The 17,792-nt window shown below is 63.1% G+C and carries 18 protein-coding genes and 3 tRNA genes; 8 read left to right on the forward strand and 13 right to left on the reverse strand.

Translation table 11 applies throughout. The features are described from left to right. Window positions 1–42: 42 nt before the first annotated feature. Window positions 43–975 (forward strand): restriction endonuclease, encoded by a 933-nt coding sequence (locus SSA02_RS07045; protein WP_147093315.1) that lies wholly within the window; start codon window positions 43–45, stop codon window positions 973–975. Between the two features lie 172 nt (window positions 976–1,147). On the opposite strand, the gene SSA02_RS07050 is transcribed toward SSA02_RS07045, so the two are convergent. From SSA02_RS07050 to SSA02_RS07065, 4 genes are all read right to left on the reverse strand, one after another. Beyond that, window positions 1,148–1,224: transfer RNA gene (locus SSA02_RS07050), tRNA-Arg, on the reverse strand. A gap of 40 nt (window positions 1,225–1,264) precedes the next feature. Beyond that, window positions 1,265–1,341 (reverse strand) — tRNA-Pro (locus tag SSA02_RS07055). A 65-nt stretch (window positions 1,342–1,406) separates the two neighbouring features. Then, window positions 1,407–1,889, reverse strand: coding sequence for a xanthine phosphoribosyltransferase (gene gpt, locus SSA02_RS07060; protein ID WP_147093316.1), 483 nt, complete (start codon window positions 1,887–1,889; stop codon window positions 1,407–1,409). Beyond that, entirely contained in the window at window positions 1,889–2,350 is a 462-nt protein-coding gene (locus tag SSA02_RS07065; RefSeq protein WP_246103681.1) for a tRNA-binding protein, read from the reverse strand. The genes gpt and SSA02_RS07065 overlap by 1 nt, the downstream gene beginning before the upstream one ends. 74 nt (window positions 2,351–2,424) lie before the next feature. On the opposite strand from SSA02_RS07065, the gene SSA02_RS07070 reads away from it, so the two are divergent. Next, window positions 2,425–3,672, forward strand: coding sequence for an MFS transporter (locus SSA02_RS07070; RefSeq protein WP_147093317.1), 1,248 nt, complete (start codon window positions 2,425–2,427; stop codon window positions 3,670–3,672). A gap of 19 nt (window positions 3,673–3,691) precedes the next feature. Here SSA02_RS07070 and SSA02_RS07075 read toward each other — a convergent pair. Next, window positions 3,692–3,767, reverse strand: a tRNA-Asn gene (locus SSA02_RS07075). Between the two features lie 83 nt (window positions 3,768–3,850). Here SSA02_RS07075 and SSA02_RS07080 point away from each other — a divergent pair. Continuing rightward, window positions 3,851–4,858 (forward strand): ABC transporter substrate-binding protein, encoded by a 1,008-nt coding sequence (locus SSA02_RS07080; protein WP_147093318.1) that lies wholly within the window; start codon window positions 3,851–3,853, stop codon window positions 4,856–4,858. Between the two features lie 70 nt (window positions 4,859–4,928). On the opposite strand, the gene rnhA is transcribed toward SSA02_RS07080, so the two are convergent. The 3 genes from rnhA to ispH are packed head-to-tail and all read right to left on the reverse strand — an operon-like array spanning window position 4,929 to window position 7,415. Further along, complete coding sequence (gene rnhA / locus SSA02_RS07085) at window positions 4,929–5,402, reverse strand: ribonuclease HI (protein WP_147093319.1); 474 nt, start codon at window positions 5,400–5,402, stop codon at window positions 4,929–4,931. After that, window positions 5,395–6,357 (reverse strand): homoserine kinase, encoded by a 963-nt coding sequence (locus SSA02_RS07090; RefSeq protein WP_147093320.1) that lies wholly within the window; start codon window positions 6,355–6,357, stop codon window positions 5,395–5,397. Before SSA02_RS07090 ends, rnhA begins: the two co-directional genes overlap by 8 nt. Before the next feature lie 44 nt (window positions 6,358–6,401). Then, on the reverse strand, window positions 6,402–7,415 hold the full coding sequence (ispH, locus tag SSA02_RS07095) for a 4-hydroxy-3-methylbut-2-enyl diphosphate reductase (RefSeq protein WP_147093321.1): 1,014 nt from the start codon (window positions 7,413–7,415) through the stop codon (window positions 6,402–6,404). Window positions 7,416–7,636: 221 nt separating this feature from the next. Here ispH and SSA02_RS07100 point away from each other — a divergent pair, with 221 nt between their 5' ends. The 3 genes from SSA02_RS07100 to SSA02_RS07110 all read left to right on the forward strand — a co-directional run bounded on the left by SSA02_RS07100 (window position 7,637) and on the right by SSA02_RS07110 (window position 12,105). Continuing rightward, the gene (locus tag SSA02_RS07100) at window positions 7,637–8,203 is read left to right on the forward strand and encodes a hypothetical protein (protein WP_147093322.1); all 567 of its coding nucleotides are present in this window, start codon (window positions 7,637–7,639) and stop codon (window positions 8,201–8,203) included. Between the two features lie 90 nt (window positions 8,204–8,293). Beyond that, window positions 8,294–10,099, forward strand: a complete 1,806-nt coding sequence (locus SSA02_RS07105) for an alginate export family protein (protein WP_147093323.1) — start codon at window positions 8,294–8,296, stop codon at window positions 10,097–10,099. Window positions 10,100–10,149: 50 nt separating this feature from the next. After that, complete coding sequence (locus SSA02_RS07110) at window positions 10,150–12,105, forward strand: OPT family oligopeptide transporter (protein ID WP_147093324.1); 1,956 nt, start codon at window positions 10,150–10,152, stop codon at window positions 12,103–12,105. Window positions 12,106–12,292: 187 nt separating this feature from the next. On the opposite strand, the gene SSA02_RS07115 is transcribed toward SSA02_RS07110, so the two are convergent. From SSA02_RS07115 to SSA02_RS07125, 3 genes are all read right to left on the reverse strand, one after another. Then, the gene (locus SSA02_RS07115) at window positions 12,293–12,898 is read right to left on the reverse strand and encodes a hypothetical protein (RefSeq protein WP_147093325.1); all 606 of its coding nucleotides are present in this window, start codon (window positions 12,896–12,898) and stop codon (window positions 12,293–12,295) included. Between the two features lie 478 nt (window positions 12,899–13,376). Beyond that, window positions 13,377–13,919, reverse strand: a complete 543-nt coding sequence (locus SSA02_RS07120; protein ID WP_147093326.1) for a cob(I)yrinic acid a,c-diamide adenosyltransferase — start codon at window positions 13,917–13,919, stop codon at window positions 13,377–13,379. After that, window positions 13,919–14,479 (reverse strand): DUF4142 domain-containing protein, encoded by a 561-nt coding sequence (locus SSA02_RS07125; protein WP_186807708.1) that lies wholly within the window; start codon window positions 14,477–14,479, stop codon window positions 13,919–13,921. The genes SSA02_RS07120 and SSA02_RS07125 overlap by 1 nt, the downstream gene beginning before the upstream one ends. Window positions 14,480–14,581: 102 nt before the next feature. On the opposite strand from SSA02_RS07125, the gene SSA02_RS07130 reads away from it, so the two are divergent. Then, window positions 14,582–14,983, forward strand: a complete 402-nt coding sequence (locus SSA02_RS07130; protein ID WP_147093328.1) for a DUF423 domain-containing protein — start codon at window positions 14,582–14,584, stop codon at window positions 14,981–14,983. Here the strand turns inward: SSA02_RS07130 and SSA02_RS07135 are convergent. Then, window positions 14,941–15,279 carry a hypothetical protein gene (locus SSA02_RS07135; protein ID WP_246103682.1) on the reverse strand — a complete coding sequence of 113 codons (339 nt, stop codon included), beginning with the start codon at window positions 15,277–15,279 and terminating at the stop codon, window positions 14,941–14,943. The two genes, SSA02_RS07130 and SSA02_RS07135, sit on opposite strands and share 43 nt — an antisense overlap. 152 nt (window positions 15,280–15,431) lie before the next feature. Between SSA02_RS07135 and SSA02_RS07140 the strand changes: the two genes are divergently transcribed. After that, entirely contained in the window at window positions 15,432–15,965 is a 534-nt protein-coding gene (locus SSA02_RS07140; RefSeq protein WP_246103683.1) for a thioredoxin family protein, read from the forward strand. A gap of 131 nt (window positions 15,966–16,096) precedes the next feature. Here the strand turns inward: SSA02_RS07140 and SSA02_RS07145 are convergent, their stop codons facing one another. Further along, window positions 16,097–17,779 carry a M3 family oligoendopeptidase gene (locus SSA02_RS07145; protein WP_147093329.1) on the reverse strand — a complete coding sequence of 561 codons (1,683 nt, stop codon included), beginning with the start codon at window positions 17,777–17,779 and terminating at the stop codon, window positions 16,097–16,099. Between the last annotated feature and the right edge of the window lie 13 nt (window positions 17,780–17,792).

The raw sequence follows: 17,792 nt of genomic DNA on the forward strand, positions 1-17,792 counted from the left end.
CGGCACAAGCCAGACGCAGACGAAAGAAAACGGCCTGAGTTCATGACCATTCCAACCTATCAGGATCTGATGCTGCCCGTTCTGCGCCTTGCTGCCACGGGCGAACAGCGTGTGACCGACGCAGCCGAACATATTGCCGATGAGCTCGGTCTGAGCGCAGAGGAACGTGAGGCGCTGCTCCCGAGCGGCAATCAGCGTGTGCTCCATAACCGCATTCACTGGGCGAAATCCTATATGACGAAAGCAGGGCTGATCGCCTCGCCCAGACGCGGGTGGTTCGTGGCTACCGGAAACGGGATAGCCCTGCTGGACACCAACCCCGCGCAACTCGGTGTCAACGAGCTGAAAAACTATCGGAGCTTCAACGACTTCTATAACGGACAGAAACCGGCAGAGGATGAGAGCGCGGTATCGGCCCTCCCTCTGGCAGAATCTCCCCAGACCATGGAAACCGCGACACCGGAAGAACAAATCGAGACCGCCTGTCAGGCCATGCACTCGGCCCTGCGGACAGAGCTGCTGGAGCGCATCGTCCAGAACAGCCCGGCGTTTTTCGAGCGCCTGATCGTCGATCTGCTGATTGCCATGGGTTATGGCGGCTCGCAGAGAAGTGCGGCGACACAGCTGGGACGCTCGGGCGATGGCGGCGTGGATGGTGTGATCAACGAAGACCGGCTCGGCCTCGACCGGGTCTATGTTCAGGCCAAACGCTATGCCGATGCCACGATCGGCCGCCCCGATGTGCAGGGTTTCGTCGGCAGTCTGGTGGGGCACGGTGCCACCAAGGGCGTGTTCGTCACGACCTCGGGATTCAGCAATCAGGCACGGGAGTACGTCAGGCATCTGACACAGCGCGTCATCCTGATCGACGGAGAGCGGCTCACCGAACTGATGATCGAGTATGGCGTCGGCGTCCGTCTCAGTCGTGCGATCGCAGTCAAACGGCTGGATGAGGATTTCTTCACCGGGGAATAGCCCTGCAGCGCCCCTGACGGTCTGAGCCGCCCGACCGTCTCCCTCCCTCCCGGCCTCCGTCACGCCGGCACTTTACGCGCATGCAGGAAACCTCCGGGGATCCTCCCGCGGCAAGGGCGCACGACTCATCTGCGCGCCTTGAAAACCCGGATGAGCGAGAAACAGCGGAAAATGGCGCGCCCTGCTGGATTCGAACCAGCGACCCACAGCTTAGAAGGCTGTTGCTCTATCCAACTGAGCTAAGGGCGCCCGAGAGGAGCGTCTGAAGCCGTAATGCGGTCTCAGACCGTGGTCGGGGCGCCCGGACTCGAACCGGGGGCCTCTTGTACCCAAAACAAGCGCGCTACCAGGCTGCGCCACGCCCCGAACGCGCGGACCCTACCCCAACTCGCGTCGGGGTGAAAGGTGCCGTCGCGGAAAAAAGACAGGAATCAGCCGAGGTTACGGGCGAGAGGCGGAACGAAGAGCGGCGCCGTATCCCAGGGGAAGAGAACCCAGGTGTCCTGTGCCACTTCCATCACATACTGATCCGTATGCGGTTTGCCGTTCGGCTTGGCATACAGGCAGGCAAAATGCGCTTTCGGCAGCACGTCGCGAACGATCTTGGCCGTCTCGCCGGAATCGACGAGATCGTCGATGATCAGAAAGCCCTCTCCGTCACCGGCGGCCACAGGCGCCTTGACGACGCGCGGCTCTTTCTGGTCCTCGGCGCTTTCTCCCGAATAGCTGATGACGGAAATGGATTCGACGAGACGACAATCGAGCTCACGGGCGATGATTGCGGCCGGGATGAGCCCGCCCCGCGTGACCGCGACAATCCCCTTGAACGGCGCGCGTGCCATGAGCGCCGATGACAGGGTGCGCGCATCGCGATGCAACTGATCCCATGTAACAGTCGCGTAATTCGTAGCCATCAGAACAATTTTCCCCCGTCTGGTACGCGGCGGTCCGGACAGATCAGGACCGTGTCTCCGGAGTGATCCGGCATGCCGAGCGCCAGCACTTGATTGATAGAAGCGGTGTGCAGATGCGGATTAACCACAGCACAAACTTGCCTGCCAACCAGCTGCGCGGGTTTGTAACGCTTCGCGAGCGTCATTGTGGCACGACGGACACCAAGATGTGCGCCGAAATCGATCCAGAGATGGGTTTTATCCTGGGTCCGCTCGGCCGAGGAGACGGTGCCGACGCGGATATCGGGGATTGCCGGGGTCGTGCCCCGATCCCCGGGGGCCGATTCGCTGACGGGATCGCTGTGCAAGGTCATGGCCGGACGTTGCCCGTCCGGCCCGCGAAATGCAATCGGCGCACGTCCCTGCCAGAGCGTGCTCCAGCCAGCGCGTATTCCTGCCGGTTTGTGTTCCTGAAAATGCATCTCCCGGCCCGGGCATGTTTTCCTGCCGGTACGCGTTCCTTCCCGCGCGCGGCTTTGCTTATAGTGGGGCCATCATGCCCGACCCCTCCCCTTCCTCATCCGATATCGCGCTCGGTCGCATTCGCGGCCTCAAGCCGTTTCTCGCCGGTCGCACGCTGTCGGCCCTGTCGGCGCAAGTGCTGGCCGTCGCCGTCGCCTGGCAGACCTATGCGCTTACACACAGCGTCACGGCGCTCGGCTGGCTCGGTCTCGCCCAGTTTCTCCCCATGCTCGCGCTCGTCTTCGTCTCCGGGCATGTGGCCGATCGCTACAACCGCAAGCGGATCGTGCAGATCTGCCAGTTCATCGAGATTCTCGGTGCCCTCGCTGTTGCCGCCGCGACCCTGACAGGACAGCTCGCCCCCTGGGCACTTTATTGTCTCGTCGCATGTTTCGGCGCTCTGCGCTCTTTCGAGGGGCCATGCCAGCAGACATTTCTGCCCGCCATTGCAAGCCCGTCCCAGTTTCCGCGCGCGGCCGCGCTTTCGGCCTCCCTGTTCCAGACTGCCTCGATCGTGGGGCCTTCCCTCGGCGGGCTGCTCTACGGTCTCGGGGCGGATTTCTGCTATCTCACCTGCGCCTGCGGTTTCGCCCTCGCCCTTGTCTCGACCAGCCTGCTGGATCTGGGCAGGCATGTGGCCAATCGCGCGCCCGTGACACTCGAATCCGTGTTTGGCGGTATCGCCTTTCTCAGGCGGCGACGCGATCTTCTGGGAGCGATCTCTCTCGATCTCTTCGCGGTTCTTCTCGGAGGGGCCACGGCAATGCTGCCCGTCTATGCGAGCGACATCCTTCATCTCGGCCCTGTCGGTCTGGGTATCCTGCGCGCCTCGCCGGCGCTGGGCGCGCTGCTCGGCTCGCTCGTTCTGGCGCGCTATCCGCTGCGCCGTCATGCGGGGCCGATCATGTTCGCATCGGTCGGGATTTTCGGGCTGGCCACCATTCTTTTCGGCCTGTCGCACACACTCATCCCGTCGGTTGTCGCCCTGGCCGTGCTCGGTGCTGCCGACGTGGTGAGCGTCGTCGTGCGGGGCGCCCTGACCCAGCTCGCAACACCGGACGGCATGAGAGGACGGGTTTCGGCGGTCAACATGCTGTTCATCGGGTCCAGCAACCAGCTGGGCGAATTCGAAAGCGGAATGCTCGCTTCGGCCATCGGTACGGAGGCGGCGGTCGTCACCGGCGGGATCGGGACGCTGATCGTCGCCGCCTTGTGGATCAGGATGTTTCCACGCCTGTGGTCACTCGATCGTCTCGATACGATCAGACCTGACGAACCATGATAACTTGTGGGGAAATGCCTGGCTCCCGAAGTAGGACTCGAACCTACGACCCAGCGATTAACAGTCGCTTGCTCTACCAACTGAGCTATTCGGGACCGGCGAGGCAGTGTGTAGCGAAACCTTTTCATGGGGTAAACCCCCCTTTGTCATTTTTTTCCAACATGGAGTTCCGAACCTGATGGCAGCGTCCTCCCGGCGCCTCCTCCTCCTCGGAGGCGGTGCCGTTGCATTTGCTACCGCCCTGGAATCGCGTCGTTTCTTCACCCGTCATCACCCGGTCCGCACCGACGGCAAGCCGCGACGCCTTCGCCTCGCCTGGCCCGAACCCGATTACGATCCCCTGCTCTTTCTCTGCAGGCGCGACACCTTCGCTCGATACGGGCTGGACGTGGAGATCGTGGATGCGGAGGAAGGAAATGCCGCAATCGAGACGGTGCTCAGCGGTCAGTCCGATGCGGCGGTCGCCCCCCTGCTCGACTGGCTGCCCACACTGTATCGCGACGAGGGCGGCGAATTACCGGCGCATCTCGCCTGCGGACTCCGCGGCGGGAGCTACAGACTTCTGGTGCGCCGCGCCCTGCACCTGCACAGGATCGGCAATCTCGCCGGAAAGAAGATCGGCGTCGTCAGCCTCGAAGGGGCTGACAGGCGATTCGTCAGCATCCAGCTGCGACGCCGGGGACTGCATCCAACCGATTCGGTGCATTGGGTCGCGATACCGGCGGACGATATGGCGGATGCCCTGCGCGCGGGCGAGCTCGACGCCGTGGCCGTACACGATCCCGTCGGCTGGCGGATCCTGCAACAGACGCGCGGCATCAGCTGGAACATGCTCGACAGCATGACCGGAGCGGAGCGCGACCGGATCGATCTCACGCTCGGGCTTTCCAGCCGGGCGGAAAACGCGGATCCCGGGCTGGCCGCCGCGCTGACAGCGGCGCTCGAGGATGCCCAGCGTGCCTTTCCCTCACAGAGAAAGGCCATCGCACAACTCTGGCGGGCGGATCCGGAGGCCCCTCAGGATCCGGGGGGTATGCTGATGCGCGAGATCCCCACCGCCCCGGTGACAGGCCACGCGCTGCGTGTCCAGGTCGAGCAGTACACGGACGAACTCAAGCTTCTCGGATTGATGCAGGATGCGGACGATCCGGGCGAGATCGCCCACAGGCTCTGTCTCAGGCTGTAAGGCCGGGCGCCATGTCGGGCGGGAACCGGGGCGCAGCGAAACGCCGGACGGAACAGGAGGCAGCGCGGCCCTACAGGCCGAGCGCCTCGCGTCCCTGGGTTGCCAGCTGGTCGACACGCTCGTTATTGACGTCGCCGCTATGGCCCCGCACCCAGAGCCACGTCACCTCATGTCGTTTCTCGGCCGCGAGAATACGCTGCCAGAGATCCATGTTCTTGACCGGATCGCCTGCGGCATTGCGCCAGTTGCGCCTGACCCAGCCCGTATGCCAGCGCGTGATCCCGTTACGCAGATATTCGCTATCCGTATGCAGTCTGACCCGGCAGGGGCGCTTCAGCGCCTCGAGCGCCTCGGCAGCGGCGGTCAGCTCCATCCGGTTATTGGTGGTTTCGGCCTCGCCGCCCGACAAGGTGCGTTCCTTGCCTTTCGCGCATAACAGGACACCCCACCCTCCCGGCCCGGGATTGGGCTTGCATCCACCATCGGTCCAGATCTCGACATCGGGCGCATCGTCGGGAAGAGACGGTTTCGTGTCGTCAGACATCGAGCAGACGCTCCGCATTCTGGCGCCATATCCCGAGGCGCCGGTAATAGGCCAGTGGATCCTTGCGCGTCACGAATGCGTCGTCCGGCGTATTGATCCAGTCATAGAGACGGGTCAGGAGAAAGCGCAGTGCCGCCCCCTGAACCAGAACCGGCAGCGCTTTTTCCTCTGCCGGTGAGAGCGCCCTGACCGCACGATATCCCGTGAGCATGGCGCGTATGAGCGCCGGATCGGCTGTCGCCTCGTCCGGGAAACACCAGGCATTGAGACAGATGGCGAGATCATAGGCAAAATCGTCGGTGCAGGCGAAATAGAAATCGATGAGCCCCGAGATCTCCCCGCCTTCGAAAAAGACATTATCGGGAAAGAGATCCGCATGGATCTGCCCCGCAGGGAGGCTGCCCGCGCGCGGCCAGGATGAAAGAACGTGCCCGAGTGCGGTCTGCAGGGATGACGTCAACCCAGGCGAGATCCTGTCTCCGGCGCCCTCGCACGAGTCCAGAAGCCCCTGCCACGATCCCGGGCCGAGCCCGTTCGGACGCCGGGCCTCGTAACCCTGCCCCAGAAGATGAAACCGCGCCAGAGAGCGACCGAGCGCGTCGCAGCACGCGCGCGTGATCGTCCCTGCCGGGCGCCCGGGCAGAAAGGTCGTGATGGCGGCAGGCCTTGCCATGAGGCGCCGCAGCGCCACACCGTCACGCGCCGCGACCGGCACCGGGCATTTCAGCCCGCGTGCGGCAAGATGGTTCATCAGACCGAGAAACCAGGGAAGTTCCTCCTCCCGGACACGTTTTTCATACAGCGTCAGGATGGCGCGGCAGCGCTCGGTCTCGAGCAGATAATTCGTGTTCTCGACCCCCTCGGCGATGCCTTCGCATCGTATGAGGGCGCCGAGATCGTATTCTGCCAGAAAGGCCAGAAGCGTATCGGGAGGAATGGGCGTATAGACCGCCATGACGTCAGGCGGGAAAGAGCAGTGTCATGATCGAGCGGCGTGCCTCACACAGGCTCGCCGAGCGGGCTGGGAAGACGGAACGCCACGTTTTCCTTCTTCACGATACGCTCCTCGATATTGAGGCGGAACCGTGTGGACATGGCATCGACCATTTCCTGCACCAGCGATTCGGGAGCGGACGCGCCCGCGGTGATCCCGACCGTTTCCACATCGTCGAGCACGGCCCAGTCGAGCGCGGCCAGTTTCGGGACGAGCAGCGCCCGCTTCGCACCGGACCGCTCGGCCACTTCACGAAGGCGTTGCGAATTCGAGGAATTCGGCGAACCGATGACGATCACGAGATCGCTTTCCGGCGCGATGGCCTTGACCGCTTCCTGACGGTTCGTGGTCGCGTAGCAGATATCTTCCTTTTTCGGCCCTTCGATCAGCGGGAAACGCTCGCGCAGGATCTCGACGATTTCGGAGGTATCGTCCACGGAGAGCGTGGTCTGGGTGATGAAAGCAAGACGGGACGGATCTTCCGGCTGGACCGTACGCGCCTCCTCGGCGTCGTTGATCAGGGTCACGGCCCCGGGCGGGAGCTGGCCCATCGTGCCCACCACCTCCGGATGACCGGCATGGCCGATCATGAGGATATGACGCGCATCCGGGCCACCGCCGGCGAAATGACGCTCCGCCTCGCGATGAACCTTCGAAACCAGCGGGCAGGTGGCATCCAGATAGAGGAGATTGCGACGCTGCGCCTCTGCGGGTACCGATTTCGGGACGCCGTGAGCCGAAAAGACGACATGCCCGTCCTCGGGCACCTCATCCAGCTCCTCGACGAAAATCGCGCCCTGCTCCTCGAGATTCTCGACGACGGTGCGGTTGTGTACGATTTCATGGCGCACATAGACCGGCGCGCCGTAGCGACGCAGGGCTTCCTCCACCACGCGGATGGCCCGATCGACCCCTGCACAGAAGCCGCGCGGCCCCGCGAGAAGGACGCGCAGGGTTTTTGCCTCAGACCCTGTTTCCGGGGACGCTTGCGGGCGTGAAGTGGTCAAGGTGTCGGGCATGGTGTTCCCCAATCTGGCGGCAGGCGGTATAGGCGATAAGAGTCCGATGCGGCACGCAGGATGAATGATGCATCGTTTGGCGATATGGGCTCGCATATGGGAGCTACGCAACCCGTCGCCACTATGCAAGCCCGTGAACGCAACATCATTCACCGGCACGCCGCAGACATACCATACCGGGCATGGTTTGCGCACCGGTAGTACAGACGAGAGCCTTGTCCATGACCAGATCCGCCCGACAGTTCCTTCCCATTCTCGCCCTGATCGGAGCAGGTGTTACGCTGACAGCCTGCGACCAGGAAGATCAGAGCGCCTTCGCGCCTGCCTGCCCGTCCGTCGAGATCCTCGGAGAAGCGGCGGATTTCTATCAGTATGACGGCAAGGGTCTGGATGCGGGCAGTCTCGTCACCCATGCGGGTATGGGAGGACTGACCGGAAACTGCGAGGCCGGCCCCAAGAAAAGCGTTCGCACGCGGCTCAGCCTCGGTGTGACGGTCGAACGCGGACCGGCCTCCGACGGACGCGACGTCACCCTGCCGTTCTTCGTCGCGGTTCTTCACGACGGGAAGATCATGGACAAGAAGGAATTCTCCATTCCCGTGACGTTCCGCGGCAACCAGTCCACCGTATCCCTCAGAACCCCGGTCAGGATCATCGACGTCCCGGCGGCTCCGGACATCCAGCAGACGAACTACGCCCTCAAGATCGGGTTCCAGCTGTCGCGCGAACAGCTCGAATACAACCGCACGCATCTCCGCCCCGCCGCCTTCCGCTACCGGAGCAATTAAACGGACGTATTTCGTGTAATATATAAAACACGTTGCAAGATGAGTTAATCTTGCTAGTCTGGGGGCGTTCCCTGCCCCCGGATTTTCGCCATGCGTCTGTACCCCGCCTTGCCTGCTGCCCTGTTGCTCTCCCAGGCAACGCCCTGTCTGGCGGCGGCGCAGCCGGATAGCAGCATTATTGCGACCCTCTCCCTTTCTCCGGCCAGTGCCCGATCCATCGCCGTTTCGCATCCGCACCCGTCTTCCCCGCGCTCCGGTGGCCGGGTCGCCATCTCTCCTGCGCATGACAGGCGTGCCCTTCCCCATCACGCGCGATCCCGCACGCTCATCGATCCGACCAATGCCGATGAGGAGATCACCGTCGATGGCGGTCAGCGTCCCGAAATCCAGACCTATCCGCATGCAGGGCCGGTCGGGCAGCCACGCCGCGTCACGCCGAGGCAGAACCGCCCGCCTCACGGAACGCAGGAGGACTGGGGCATTTTCACGCATGGCAATGGTGAATCGGCCGGTTTCGGCCCCGTCGGACGCTATGGCGTGGCCCCCTGGGCGGAAGACTGGAGCTTCCTCCGGGATGTCGGCCATCATGACGATCCGTTCGATCCGCTCAAATATATCCGCCTCAACCGGCGGGGAGACTGGTGGCTGACCCTCTCCGGAGAAACGCGCCTGCGAAACTGGTGGGAGGAGGCCCCCTTCCTCGGGACCCGCGGCTCTCCGGGGAGCGGTCGCATGACCGTGCGAAATCTCTACGGTGCGGATCTGCATCTGGGGCCGCATCTGAGGCTGTTCGGCCAACTCGTCAACGGCAATGCCGGGGGGTGGAGCGGGTTCGGTTACAATGCGACGTACCGGAAACGGCTCGGCCTGCAACAGGGTTTTGCAGAGTTGCGCGGAAAACTGGCTGGCGCGAAGACCGGGCTTCTGGTGGGACGACAGCAGTTTCTCGACGCCCCGTCCTATATTCTCTATAACCGGGAGACGCCGAACGTGCCCCGCTCGTGGAACGGCGTGCGCGGCTATGCCATCTGGCCACGGATCAGGATCGATCTCTACGATTTCGTCGCGACCGATCTTCGCCTGAACAAGGCATTCCACGATCGGCCGGACTGGAGCACCCGGCTGCACGGTCTCGATATCACCTGGGCGCCGCCCTCCTTTGCGCTCGGTCGCGAGCGGGTCTCGAGCTATCTCGATCTGTTTCTCATCGCGTTTCGCCTTGGCGGCACCGCAGCCGCCCAGCATGTGAACGGCACGACCCTCGCGGGGACGACAGCGCGGCAGGATTACGGATTCCGCTGGTATGGCGGTGCGCCGTCTTTCGAGTTTTCGGTCGGCGGCCTGTATCAGGGAGGGAGCGCCCAGGCCGACCGTACCGGACGCACAAGACCGGTCGCGGCCTATGCCTTCAACGCGATTGCCGGATACCGGCATACGCCCTCCCCCCTGCATCCTTTTCTGGGCCTGCAGGCCGATCTCTATTCCGGTGGGTCGTCCCGCAGCGGAAGCGGCGCTCTGGGCACGTATATCGCACCGTTCAACCCGCAGACCAATTACCTCGATACGACCACATACATCTCGCCGAGCAATCTCGTCAGCCTGTCGCCAGTCATCCGGCTGACGCCGCGGAAATGGCTGAGCCTCAAGCTCAAGGCCCCTCTCTTCTGGCGGGATTCGACCGATGACCCGATCTACGGCCCGTCGGGTGCCTATGCCCTGCACGGGCTCCATGGCGGTTTCGTGGGCATCGTGCCCCAGGCTTCCCTCACGATCCAGCTCGACCGCCATCTGACATGGACGCAGTACGGCGCCCGCTTCATCGGCTCGGACGGTGTGCGAAAGGCGGGCGGACATAGCGGCAGCTATTACCAGTCCAACTTCGTCTTCCGTTTCTAGCGTCGTCGTCGTAGGAGCAGTCCCTTACGCAATCGGGACAGAGAGACGGAATGCAGAAGGCGATACGGGAATTATCCATAAGAGGGGTCATTCTCGGCGCCCTGATCACGGTGGTCTTCACCGCATCCAATGTCTATCTCGGTCTCAAGATCGGCCTGACCTTCGCCTCCTCCATTCCGGCGACGGTCATCTCGATGGCTGCCCTGCGCGCGCTGGGCGGGAGCTCGATCCTCGAGAACAACCTCGTCCAGACCCAGGCCTCTGCCGCAGGCACGCTGAGCTGCGTCTTCGCCACCATTCCGGGCCTGGTCATGATCGGATTCTGGAGCGGTTTTCCCTACTGGCAAAGCTTTCTCATCACGCTTTGCGGCGGCGCGACGGGCGTGCTCTTCACCATTCCCCTGAGACGCGCCCTCGTGACCCATAGCGAGCTTCCCTATCCGGAAGGCGTGGCCTGCGCCGAGATCCTGCGTGCAGCATCCCCTGAGGGGAACGGCAATGCCTTGCGCGCCCTCGTCCAGGGGAGCGCGGTGGCCGCAATCGTGACCTTCCTCTCGACCGGTCTTCGCGTCATTCGCGATGGCTGGAGCGCCACCTTCGGCATCGGTGCGTCTCTCTTCCGGGTCGAGGGATCTTTCTCCCTCGCCCTGATCGGAACGGGATATCTGGTCGGGTTGAGCGGAGGGATCGCCATGCTGGCCGGCGTCGCCATAGGCTGGTGGGTCGCCGTTCCCTGGCTCAGCGCCCTCTCGCTGCATCCCGCCGGGCTTTCGCCGGACGCCTTCGCGACAGCGCTCTGGGTGCACAAGATACGTTTCATGGGCGCAGGCACGATCGCCGTCGCGGCGATCTGGACGGTCGCAGCCCTGTTCCGTCCGGTGGTGCGCGGTCTGCGCGAGGCGTTTTCCCGAAAGCACCGTCACACGGCGCTTGAGACGGATCGCGATCTGCCTCCCGTCGTGATGAACGCCCTTCTTGCCGTGATCGTCGTGGCGCTCGGTCTCGTCTTCACGTCGTTTCTCTGGCCGATCACCGCCCATGACAGACTGCTGATGGCGATGGTGGCGCTCGGGATCGGAGCATGTCTGTTCATCGGATTCCTCGTTGCGAGCGCATGTGGGTACATGGCGGGAATCATCGGCTCCTCGTCTTCGCCGATCTCCGGAATTTCGATCATCAGCGTCGTCACGCTGTGTCTTGTCCTGCTCGCGCTCGAAACGGTCCATCTCGTGCCCGACAGCATGACGGAATCGGGACAGCACGGCGCCATCGCGTTCATTCTCTTCGTCCTGACCGCCCTCACCGGATCGGCGGCGATCTCGAACGACAATCTCCAGGATCTGAAGACCGGACAACTCGTCGGCGCCACTCCCTGGAAGCAGGAGGTCGTCCTGCTTGTCGGATGCGTCGCAGGGGCCCTCGTCATTCCGCCCGTGCTCAATGTTCTCTACAATGCCTACGGATTCGTGGGCGCCATGCCGAGGCCCTCGATGGACGTATCGCGGGCGCTCCCCGCGCCGCAGCCCGGCCTCATGGTCGATATCGCGCGCGGAATCCTGCGTCACGATCTCGACTGGACGATGATCCTTGTCGGCGCCGCACTGGGGATGGGGCTCATCGTCGCAGATCGTCTCCTGCGCGCGAAGGGGCTCGCGCTTCCGCCGCTTGCCGTCGGCATGGGCATCTATCTTCCCGCCGACGTGTCCGTCACCATCGCGCTCGGCGCCGTTCTCGCGCGCCTTTTCGATCCGACCCGACGCCGGAAGACGTCTGGCGACGGCACGCATGAGAGCGATCGCGAGGACGGTCGCGGGACCATGATCGCTTCGGGCTTCATCGTCGGCGAGAGCCTGATCGGCGTGCTGATCGCGACCATCAGCGGCCTGAGCGGACATGCCGATCTCATGGCCGTATCTCTCCCGAACCCGGCAGGCACGATCCTCGGCCTGATCGTCTTCCTCGCCTGTCTCGTATGGTTCGCAACGCAGCTGCGACGCGCGCGCTGAGAATCCCCGACCGCCCTCCGCACGGGGCTGCCCCGGACAGGAGAGCCCCGAACGGGACAGCCCCGGGCAGGGCTACTCCCGAAAAGGCTGCTCCGGGGCAAAGCTGCTCCAGACAGGGCTGCTCCGGACAGGGCGGTTCAATAAGGGCGACGTCCGGGCAGGTTGATCCCGACCCGTTCCGTCGCTGTCAGTCCTTCCACCACTGGACGGGTTCCGGCTCCTGTCCGGTCGGATCGGCAAGTTCCACCCGACGCGGACGCCCGGGACCGCGTGCTCGCCGCGTTACCGCGTGGGCATCGGCCAGCGCGACATCGAGCTGACGACGCAGCATGAGCGCCTCTTCCCTGAGCTGGGTGATCTGGATCTGGGCTTCGTGCAGGAGCTGGGCGCTTTCGCGGCCTTTCTTCTCGAGCTCCGTGACATGAAGCTTTTCATGCATCAGATGGGTCTCGAGCGTACGCTGCTGTCCTTGCAGGTCGCTCAGCTCTCTTTGCACATCCTCGGCGCGGCGCTGTTCCAGACGGAGGAGATTACGCAGCCGGGACAGCTCCTCACCCTGATCTTCCCCGACGGTCACCGGTGCACGCATGGCCGCCCGCGAAGGCTGGTGATGCTCGACGACGACCTGCCCTTCCTGCACGAAACGACGACGGCGCTGATCGGATGATGGTTTCCGCTGCGTCGTTGCGGCGGATCGCTTGGCTGTACCCGATCCGAGACGCTCCAGCGCAAGACGCAGGGAATCTTCGCTGATTTCCGGGTCGGATCCTGGATCTTTTTCTGAAAAAGACAAGTTTATACCCACTATTTTAAGCCTAGGCCCAAGAAAATAAACGTAATGCAAGTAGACAGTGCGAAACGGAAATCCCGTTTTCCATGACTGTTGATTAATTCAAAACAGCCGAGACAGCTCTTCCTTTATCTCAACCCTCGTGGAATGTCACGCCCACACAAGCAAGACGTTAGCATGACATACTTATAAAAATGAGAGTTATACTTATGATTTCGGATGTAAAGATACATGAAATTTACAGGATAATACTTCTCACAAAATGACATTAGAGGCTGCTTTGTTATTTTACTTGCTGAAAAAATGAGCACAGGTCATTTTATTGCCCATTATTCACGCTTTAGAAAGCATGATTGCGCGGCCACGCTCACGCGATCTTGTAACCGGATTCGGATAGCAGCGAGGGAGACTCACGATCAGGCCTCGATCCTGAAAACAGGACATCCCGGAAAACCGCGTCATCCGGGATGCTGCCCGCGCCTCAGCCCGTTTGTGCGGGCTGCCACAGCACATCCGCGCGCCCCCGGTCGTTTTCATGGCGCGCGAGAACGAAGAAATAATCGGACAGGCGATTGAGGATCATGACGACCGGACCCAGACGCTCCTCCCCGATGGCGACGACGCGTCTCTCCGCGCGTCGCGTCACCGTCCGGGCCATATGCGCCCGACACGCAGCCTCCGTGCCGCCGGGAAGGACGAAGCTGGTCAGAGGAGACTGGGCCTCGCGCAGGGAAACGATCGCCCCTTCGAGCCATTCCAGTGCGTCTGCGAAACGGGCCGCATCGGCCTCGCGATCGGGCACACAGAGCAGCGCGCCCATATCGAAAAGGAGGTTCTGCACCTTCAACAGCTCGGATTGTGCGCAGGAGTGCAGCCTCACCAGTCCGACCGCTGCGTTCAGCTCGTCCAGCGTTCCCAGCGCCTCGATTTCGGCAGCGTCCTTGCGCAGGCGCGATCCGTCGGCGAGCGATGTCTCACCTCCATCCCCGCCCCGCGTCACGATCCGGTCGAGCCGAACGCTCATCAGCGCGCGCTCTTGCCGTATTTGCGCGTCGAAAGCTGGGGAAGCCAGCTATAGGCCGAGGAGATCGAGCGCTGATCGAGTTTCTGCATGGCCGTCGCTGCCGCTTTCACATCGCTGTCCTTCGTCGTCGTATAGGTGGTCGTGATCACCGGCTGGACCGATTTCGCTTCCCGTTCCATGGCCTCGACATAGGCGCGATCGAAGGCGCGGCCGTGCAGCCCGGAGAGACGGTCGACGCGCTCCTGATCCTTGGCCATCAGCGTATCCGTCAGCGCCAGACCATGCTTGTCGGCGAGGCTTGCCAGGGTCTTGCGATGCGCCTCGTAATCCGTGGCGGATCTGGCCCCCAGAGCCTTCACGTCGGACGAACGCGCATGATCGTCCGCGAGCTTGGCCATCGCCGCTTCGGTCAGATCGTGCTCATTGGCCTGTTGCAGGAATGCCGCGTCAGCCGTCGAGAAGGGCGCTGCCTTGGCCGGCAGAGGCGGAAGCTTCGGGTAGTCCGGCGTGCAGGCGCACAGCAGGAGCGTTGCGGCGCCGATCATCAATCCTGTTCTCACGTGCGAACCTCTCTCTTTCTCATCATGGCCGATTGGATATAAGGACGCTGCGAGGGCTTGTCGCTCCTCGCGCTCCCGTTTCTCCGGAAGAGTGTCGCGCCCATGGTGATCTGGCAACGTCTGATTCTCGGTTTCTGCGGTCTCGGCGGATGTTCTGCCGTCATGCTTGCGGCTCTGTCCGCCCATCTGCCCGAAACGGCATTCATCGCGGGCGGTCGCGCAATGCTGGGTCGGGCCGTGAGCATGCTCATATGGCATGTTCTCGCCATGATGATCATCGCCTTCGCGGCGCGCCCACGCTTCTTCTGGGTTGCCCTGCCAATGGCGGCAGGCACATTCCTGTTCGTGGTCCCGGTTTCATGCCTTGCCCTGAAGGCCACCCACAGCGCCTTTCTCGCTCCGGTCGGCGGCACGATCCTCATGCTGGCCTGGCTGGGGCTGACAGTGCTCGCGCTGCTTCCTCAGCGGCGCAGCCTCGCCCACAGGACGAGCCCGACACCCTGAACGACCAGCGCGAGACAGAAGCAGACCATCATGATCCCGATCAGGATCATCTGTTCGCGCCCGAGACTGCTCTGTATGCCGAACCAGTCGTAAAGCGTCTGCCAGGCCGATGTCCCGGCAAGATATTGCACGCCATGCATGAGCGGCGGCAGAGCCCGGATACAGAAAGCGAACGCCAGGGTAAGCAGCACCAGGGTCAGCGTCCGCAGGAGCGTCGCCCGGACGGTCACCTCCCCGGGAGGGACACCGGTTGGGGTACCGGACTGGGCACCGGTTGTGTTCGATCGTTTACGCAAGGACACCTTATCCTCTCCGGTCTTTCCTTCGGATGGGAAATATTTCATACTCTGACAGACTTTGGAACATCCGCCATTATCCTGCCTGCGCGCGCGCCCGCGCTGACCGATTTCCGCCCCCCCCGAATTCCACACCCGGAAAGGCCCCTATCGTGCTGCATCGCAAACTCGGCATCCTGGCTTCGCTCGGTATCGCACTCTCGGGCATGACTTCCCTCGCTGGCGCGGCACCCGCCGGGGACAATCCTCCTTCGCCCCCCGTTCTGGACAGCGACACGAGCATCGCACCGGCCAGGGACGTTTATCCTGACGTCGCTCTCGCTAAGACACAGGTTTCGGAAGCCTTCAAAACCGCGGCGCAATCCCATCGCAAGGTGCTGCTCGATTTCGGCGGGAACTGGTGCCCTGACTGCCGTATGCTGGCAGGCGTCTTCAACCAGCCTTCGGTCAACCAGTGGCTGGAGTCGCAATTCGTCATCGTCCCGGTCAATGTCGGGCATATCGACCGGAATCTCGATCTTGCCAGACAATACGGCGTGACGATCACCGAAGTGCCTACGGTGCTGATCGTCACGGCGGGCGGCAAGTTGCTGAATCCGGATGGCACCACCACACTGGGTCACGCCCGTGCCATGTCGCCCCAGGCCGTGCTGACGCTGCTGGATCAGTGGAATCGCCGGAACTAGAACCGCCAGAGCCCTGCCGGGAACGCGCGGGCCTATACCGTTCCCCCGAACAGGGCGCTGAAACCGGCGATACGCTCCCCCCGGCCGGAGCGAAATCCGTCCCGTCCGGGAGATGAGGCGGGCGGCGGGGCTCAGCTCATCAGGATCTGCTCGGCCTCATCGACGCTCTCGGCCAGTGCGCCCTCGGCGAACGGCACCGTAAGCCCGGCCTCCTCGACCAGACGACAGAACGGGCGGCTTCCTCCTGCCGCGCAGAGAGACCGGTAGATATCCATCGCACGCGGCGCGTCGACCTGACCGATCAGCCAGAGTTGCAGGGCGACGCACAGAGCCAGCGTATAGTCGATGTAATAGAACGGCGCCTCATAGATGTGACGCTGGGCCTGCCAGCGCGCCCCCCGGGCGGGATAGGACAGATCGCCCCAGTCACGCCAGGGCATGTAATGCCGCTCCAGACGCTGCCAGGTCGCGTGGCGCTCCGCCGGGCTCATATCGGGCCGTGCATAGATCTCGTGCTGGAAGTGATCCACGCACGCGCCATATGGCAGAAAGCACAGGCTCTCCGTCAGATGCAGCCTGCGATACCGATCGGCTCCCCCCTCCTCGACGAGCCCGTCGATTTCGGGCCAAGAGAGGAATTCGAGACCCATCGAGTGGATCTCGGCCGCTTCCATGGTCGGCCACAAACTGTCGAAGGCCGGAAGATCGCGGCTTTTCCAGTTCTGGTATGCGTGACCCATTTCATGGGTAAAGACGCCGATATCCCCGTGAGTGCCATTGAAATTCGCGAAGATGAACGGGGTGCCGTTCGACGGGAAGGACGTGCAGAATCCGCCATCGGCCTTGCCCGGGCGGTTCTCGAGATCGAGATACCGTCCTTGCACCATCGCGTCGAAAAAGGCAGCCAGCTCGCCGGTCTCATCGAGCTTCGCAAACATCTCGGCCGCACGCGCGAGCATGACCGGGACGTTCCCGGCAGGCGCCGGATTTCCGGCAGGATCGACAAGCGCCTCGTCCCATGCCTTCACGCGGTCCCATCCCATCTCGAGCTGGCGCCTCTGGAGCAGGGCCTGCACGAGCGGCGTGACATGGGTTGCAATCTGCTCGCGAAAGCCCGCCACATCACGCGGGGTATAATCCGTCCGGCGCATCCGCCGGTAGCCGAGCTCGGTATAGGACGAGAAGCCGAGCGTACGGGCCATCTCGGTGCGCAGGCGGACGAGAGCATCGAATATGCCATCGAGCGCCGCACTTTGGGATTCGTAGAACTCCCAGCGCGCCGCATCCGCGTCATGACGGGTCTGACGATCGGGCTCCTGCTGGAAAGGCTCCAGCCCCGAGAGGTTGTATATGGCCCCGCGAAACGGAATTTCGGCTTTCGCCAGAAGCGCCGTGTATTCGGAACACAGACGGGCTTCTTCCGCCAGAAGCGGTTCGATCCGGTCATCGAACGTCGTGATGTCGGTATCCCATAACGCCAGCACATAGGCGTCGATATATCGGGCGGCCTGGTCTCTCCGTTCGAGAAAGCGACGCTTGACCCCGGTCTCCAGACCGGTGACGAAAGGGGTCAGCCGGTCGGCAAGATCGCGTGCGGCGATATATCCGGGGTGTTTCGTGTCCTGCGAGAAACGCAGCCCCGCCAGCGAGGCCCAGGATTCATAGGCGCGCCGCTGACGATCGAACAGATCGAGCGCCTGGGGAAGATCGTCGGCGTCTATCGCGGCATGAATGGCGGCGTACTCCGCCTCGAGCGCATCGCGCTCCGGCGTCGGGAAATCGAGCGTCCGGAAATCGGGAAAGGATGTGATCATGCCCGCATGGTCG

This window comes from Swaminathania salitolerans (assembly GCF_007988945.1).
Classification (GTDB): Bacteria; Pseudomonadota; Alphaproteobacteria; order Acetobacterales; family Acetobacteraceae; genus Swaminathania; species Swaminathania salitolerans.

Bases quoted from the DNA above. Each gene is read 5' to 3' on its own strand.
- SSA02_RS07080 (WP_147093318.1), top strand. From the start codon at position 3,851: ATGGCAGCGTCCTCCCGGCGCCTCCTCCTCCTCGGAGGCGGTGCCGTT.
- SSA02_RS07145 (WP_147093329.1), bottom strand. From the start codon at position 17,779: ATGATCACATCCTTTCCCGATTTCCGGACGCTCGATTTCCCGACGCCG.
- gpt (WP_147093316.1), bottom strand. From the start codon at position 1,889: ATGGCTACGAATTACGCGACTGTTACATGGGATCAGTTGCATCGCGAT.
- SSA02_RS07100 (WP_147093322.1), top strand. From the start codon at position 7,637: ATGACCAGATCCGCCCGACAGTTCCTTCCCATTCTCGCCCTGATCGGA.
- SSA02_RS07045 (WP_147093315.1), top strand. From the start codon at position 43: ATGACCATTCCAACCTATCAGGATCTGATGCTGCCCGTTCTGCGCCTT.
- SSA02_RS07110 (WP_147093324.1), top strand. From the start codon at position 10,150: ATGCAGAAGGCGATACGGGAATTATCCATAAGAGGGGTCATTCTCGGC.
- SSA02_RS07070 (WP_147093317.1), top strand. From the start codon at position 2,425: ATGCCCGACCCCTCCCCTTCCTCATCCGATATCGCGCTCGGTCGCATT.
- SSA02_RS07130 (WP_147093328.1), top strand. From the start codon at position 14,582: ATGGTGATCTGGCAACGTCTGATTCTCGGTTTCTGCGGTCTCGGCGGA.
- SSA02_RS07120 (WP_147093326.1), bottom strand. From the start codon at position 13,919: ATGAGCGTTCGGCTCGACCGGATCGTGACGCGGGGCGGGGATGGAGGT.
- rnhA (WP_147093319.1), bottom strand. From the start codon at position 5,402: ATGTCTGACGACACGAAACCGTCTCTTCCCGACGATGCGCCCGATGTC.
- SSA02_RS07090 (WP_147093320.1), bottom strand. From the start codon at position 6,357: ATGGCGGTCTATACGCCCATTCCTCCCGATACGCTTCTGGCCTTTCTG.
- ispH (WP_147093321.1), bottom strand. From the start codon at position 7,415: ATGCCCGACACCTTGACCACTTCACGCCCGCAAGCGTCCCCGGAAACA.
- SSA02_RS07065 (WP_246103681.1), bottom strand. From the start codon at position 2,350: ATGCATTTTCAGGAACACAAACCGGCAGGAATACGCGCTGGCTGGAGC.
- SSA02_RS07105 (WP_147093323.1), top strand. From the start codon at position 8,294: ATGCGTCTGTACCCCGCCTTGCCTGCTGCCCTGTTGCTCTCCCAGGCA.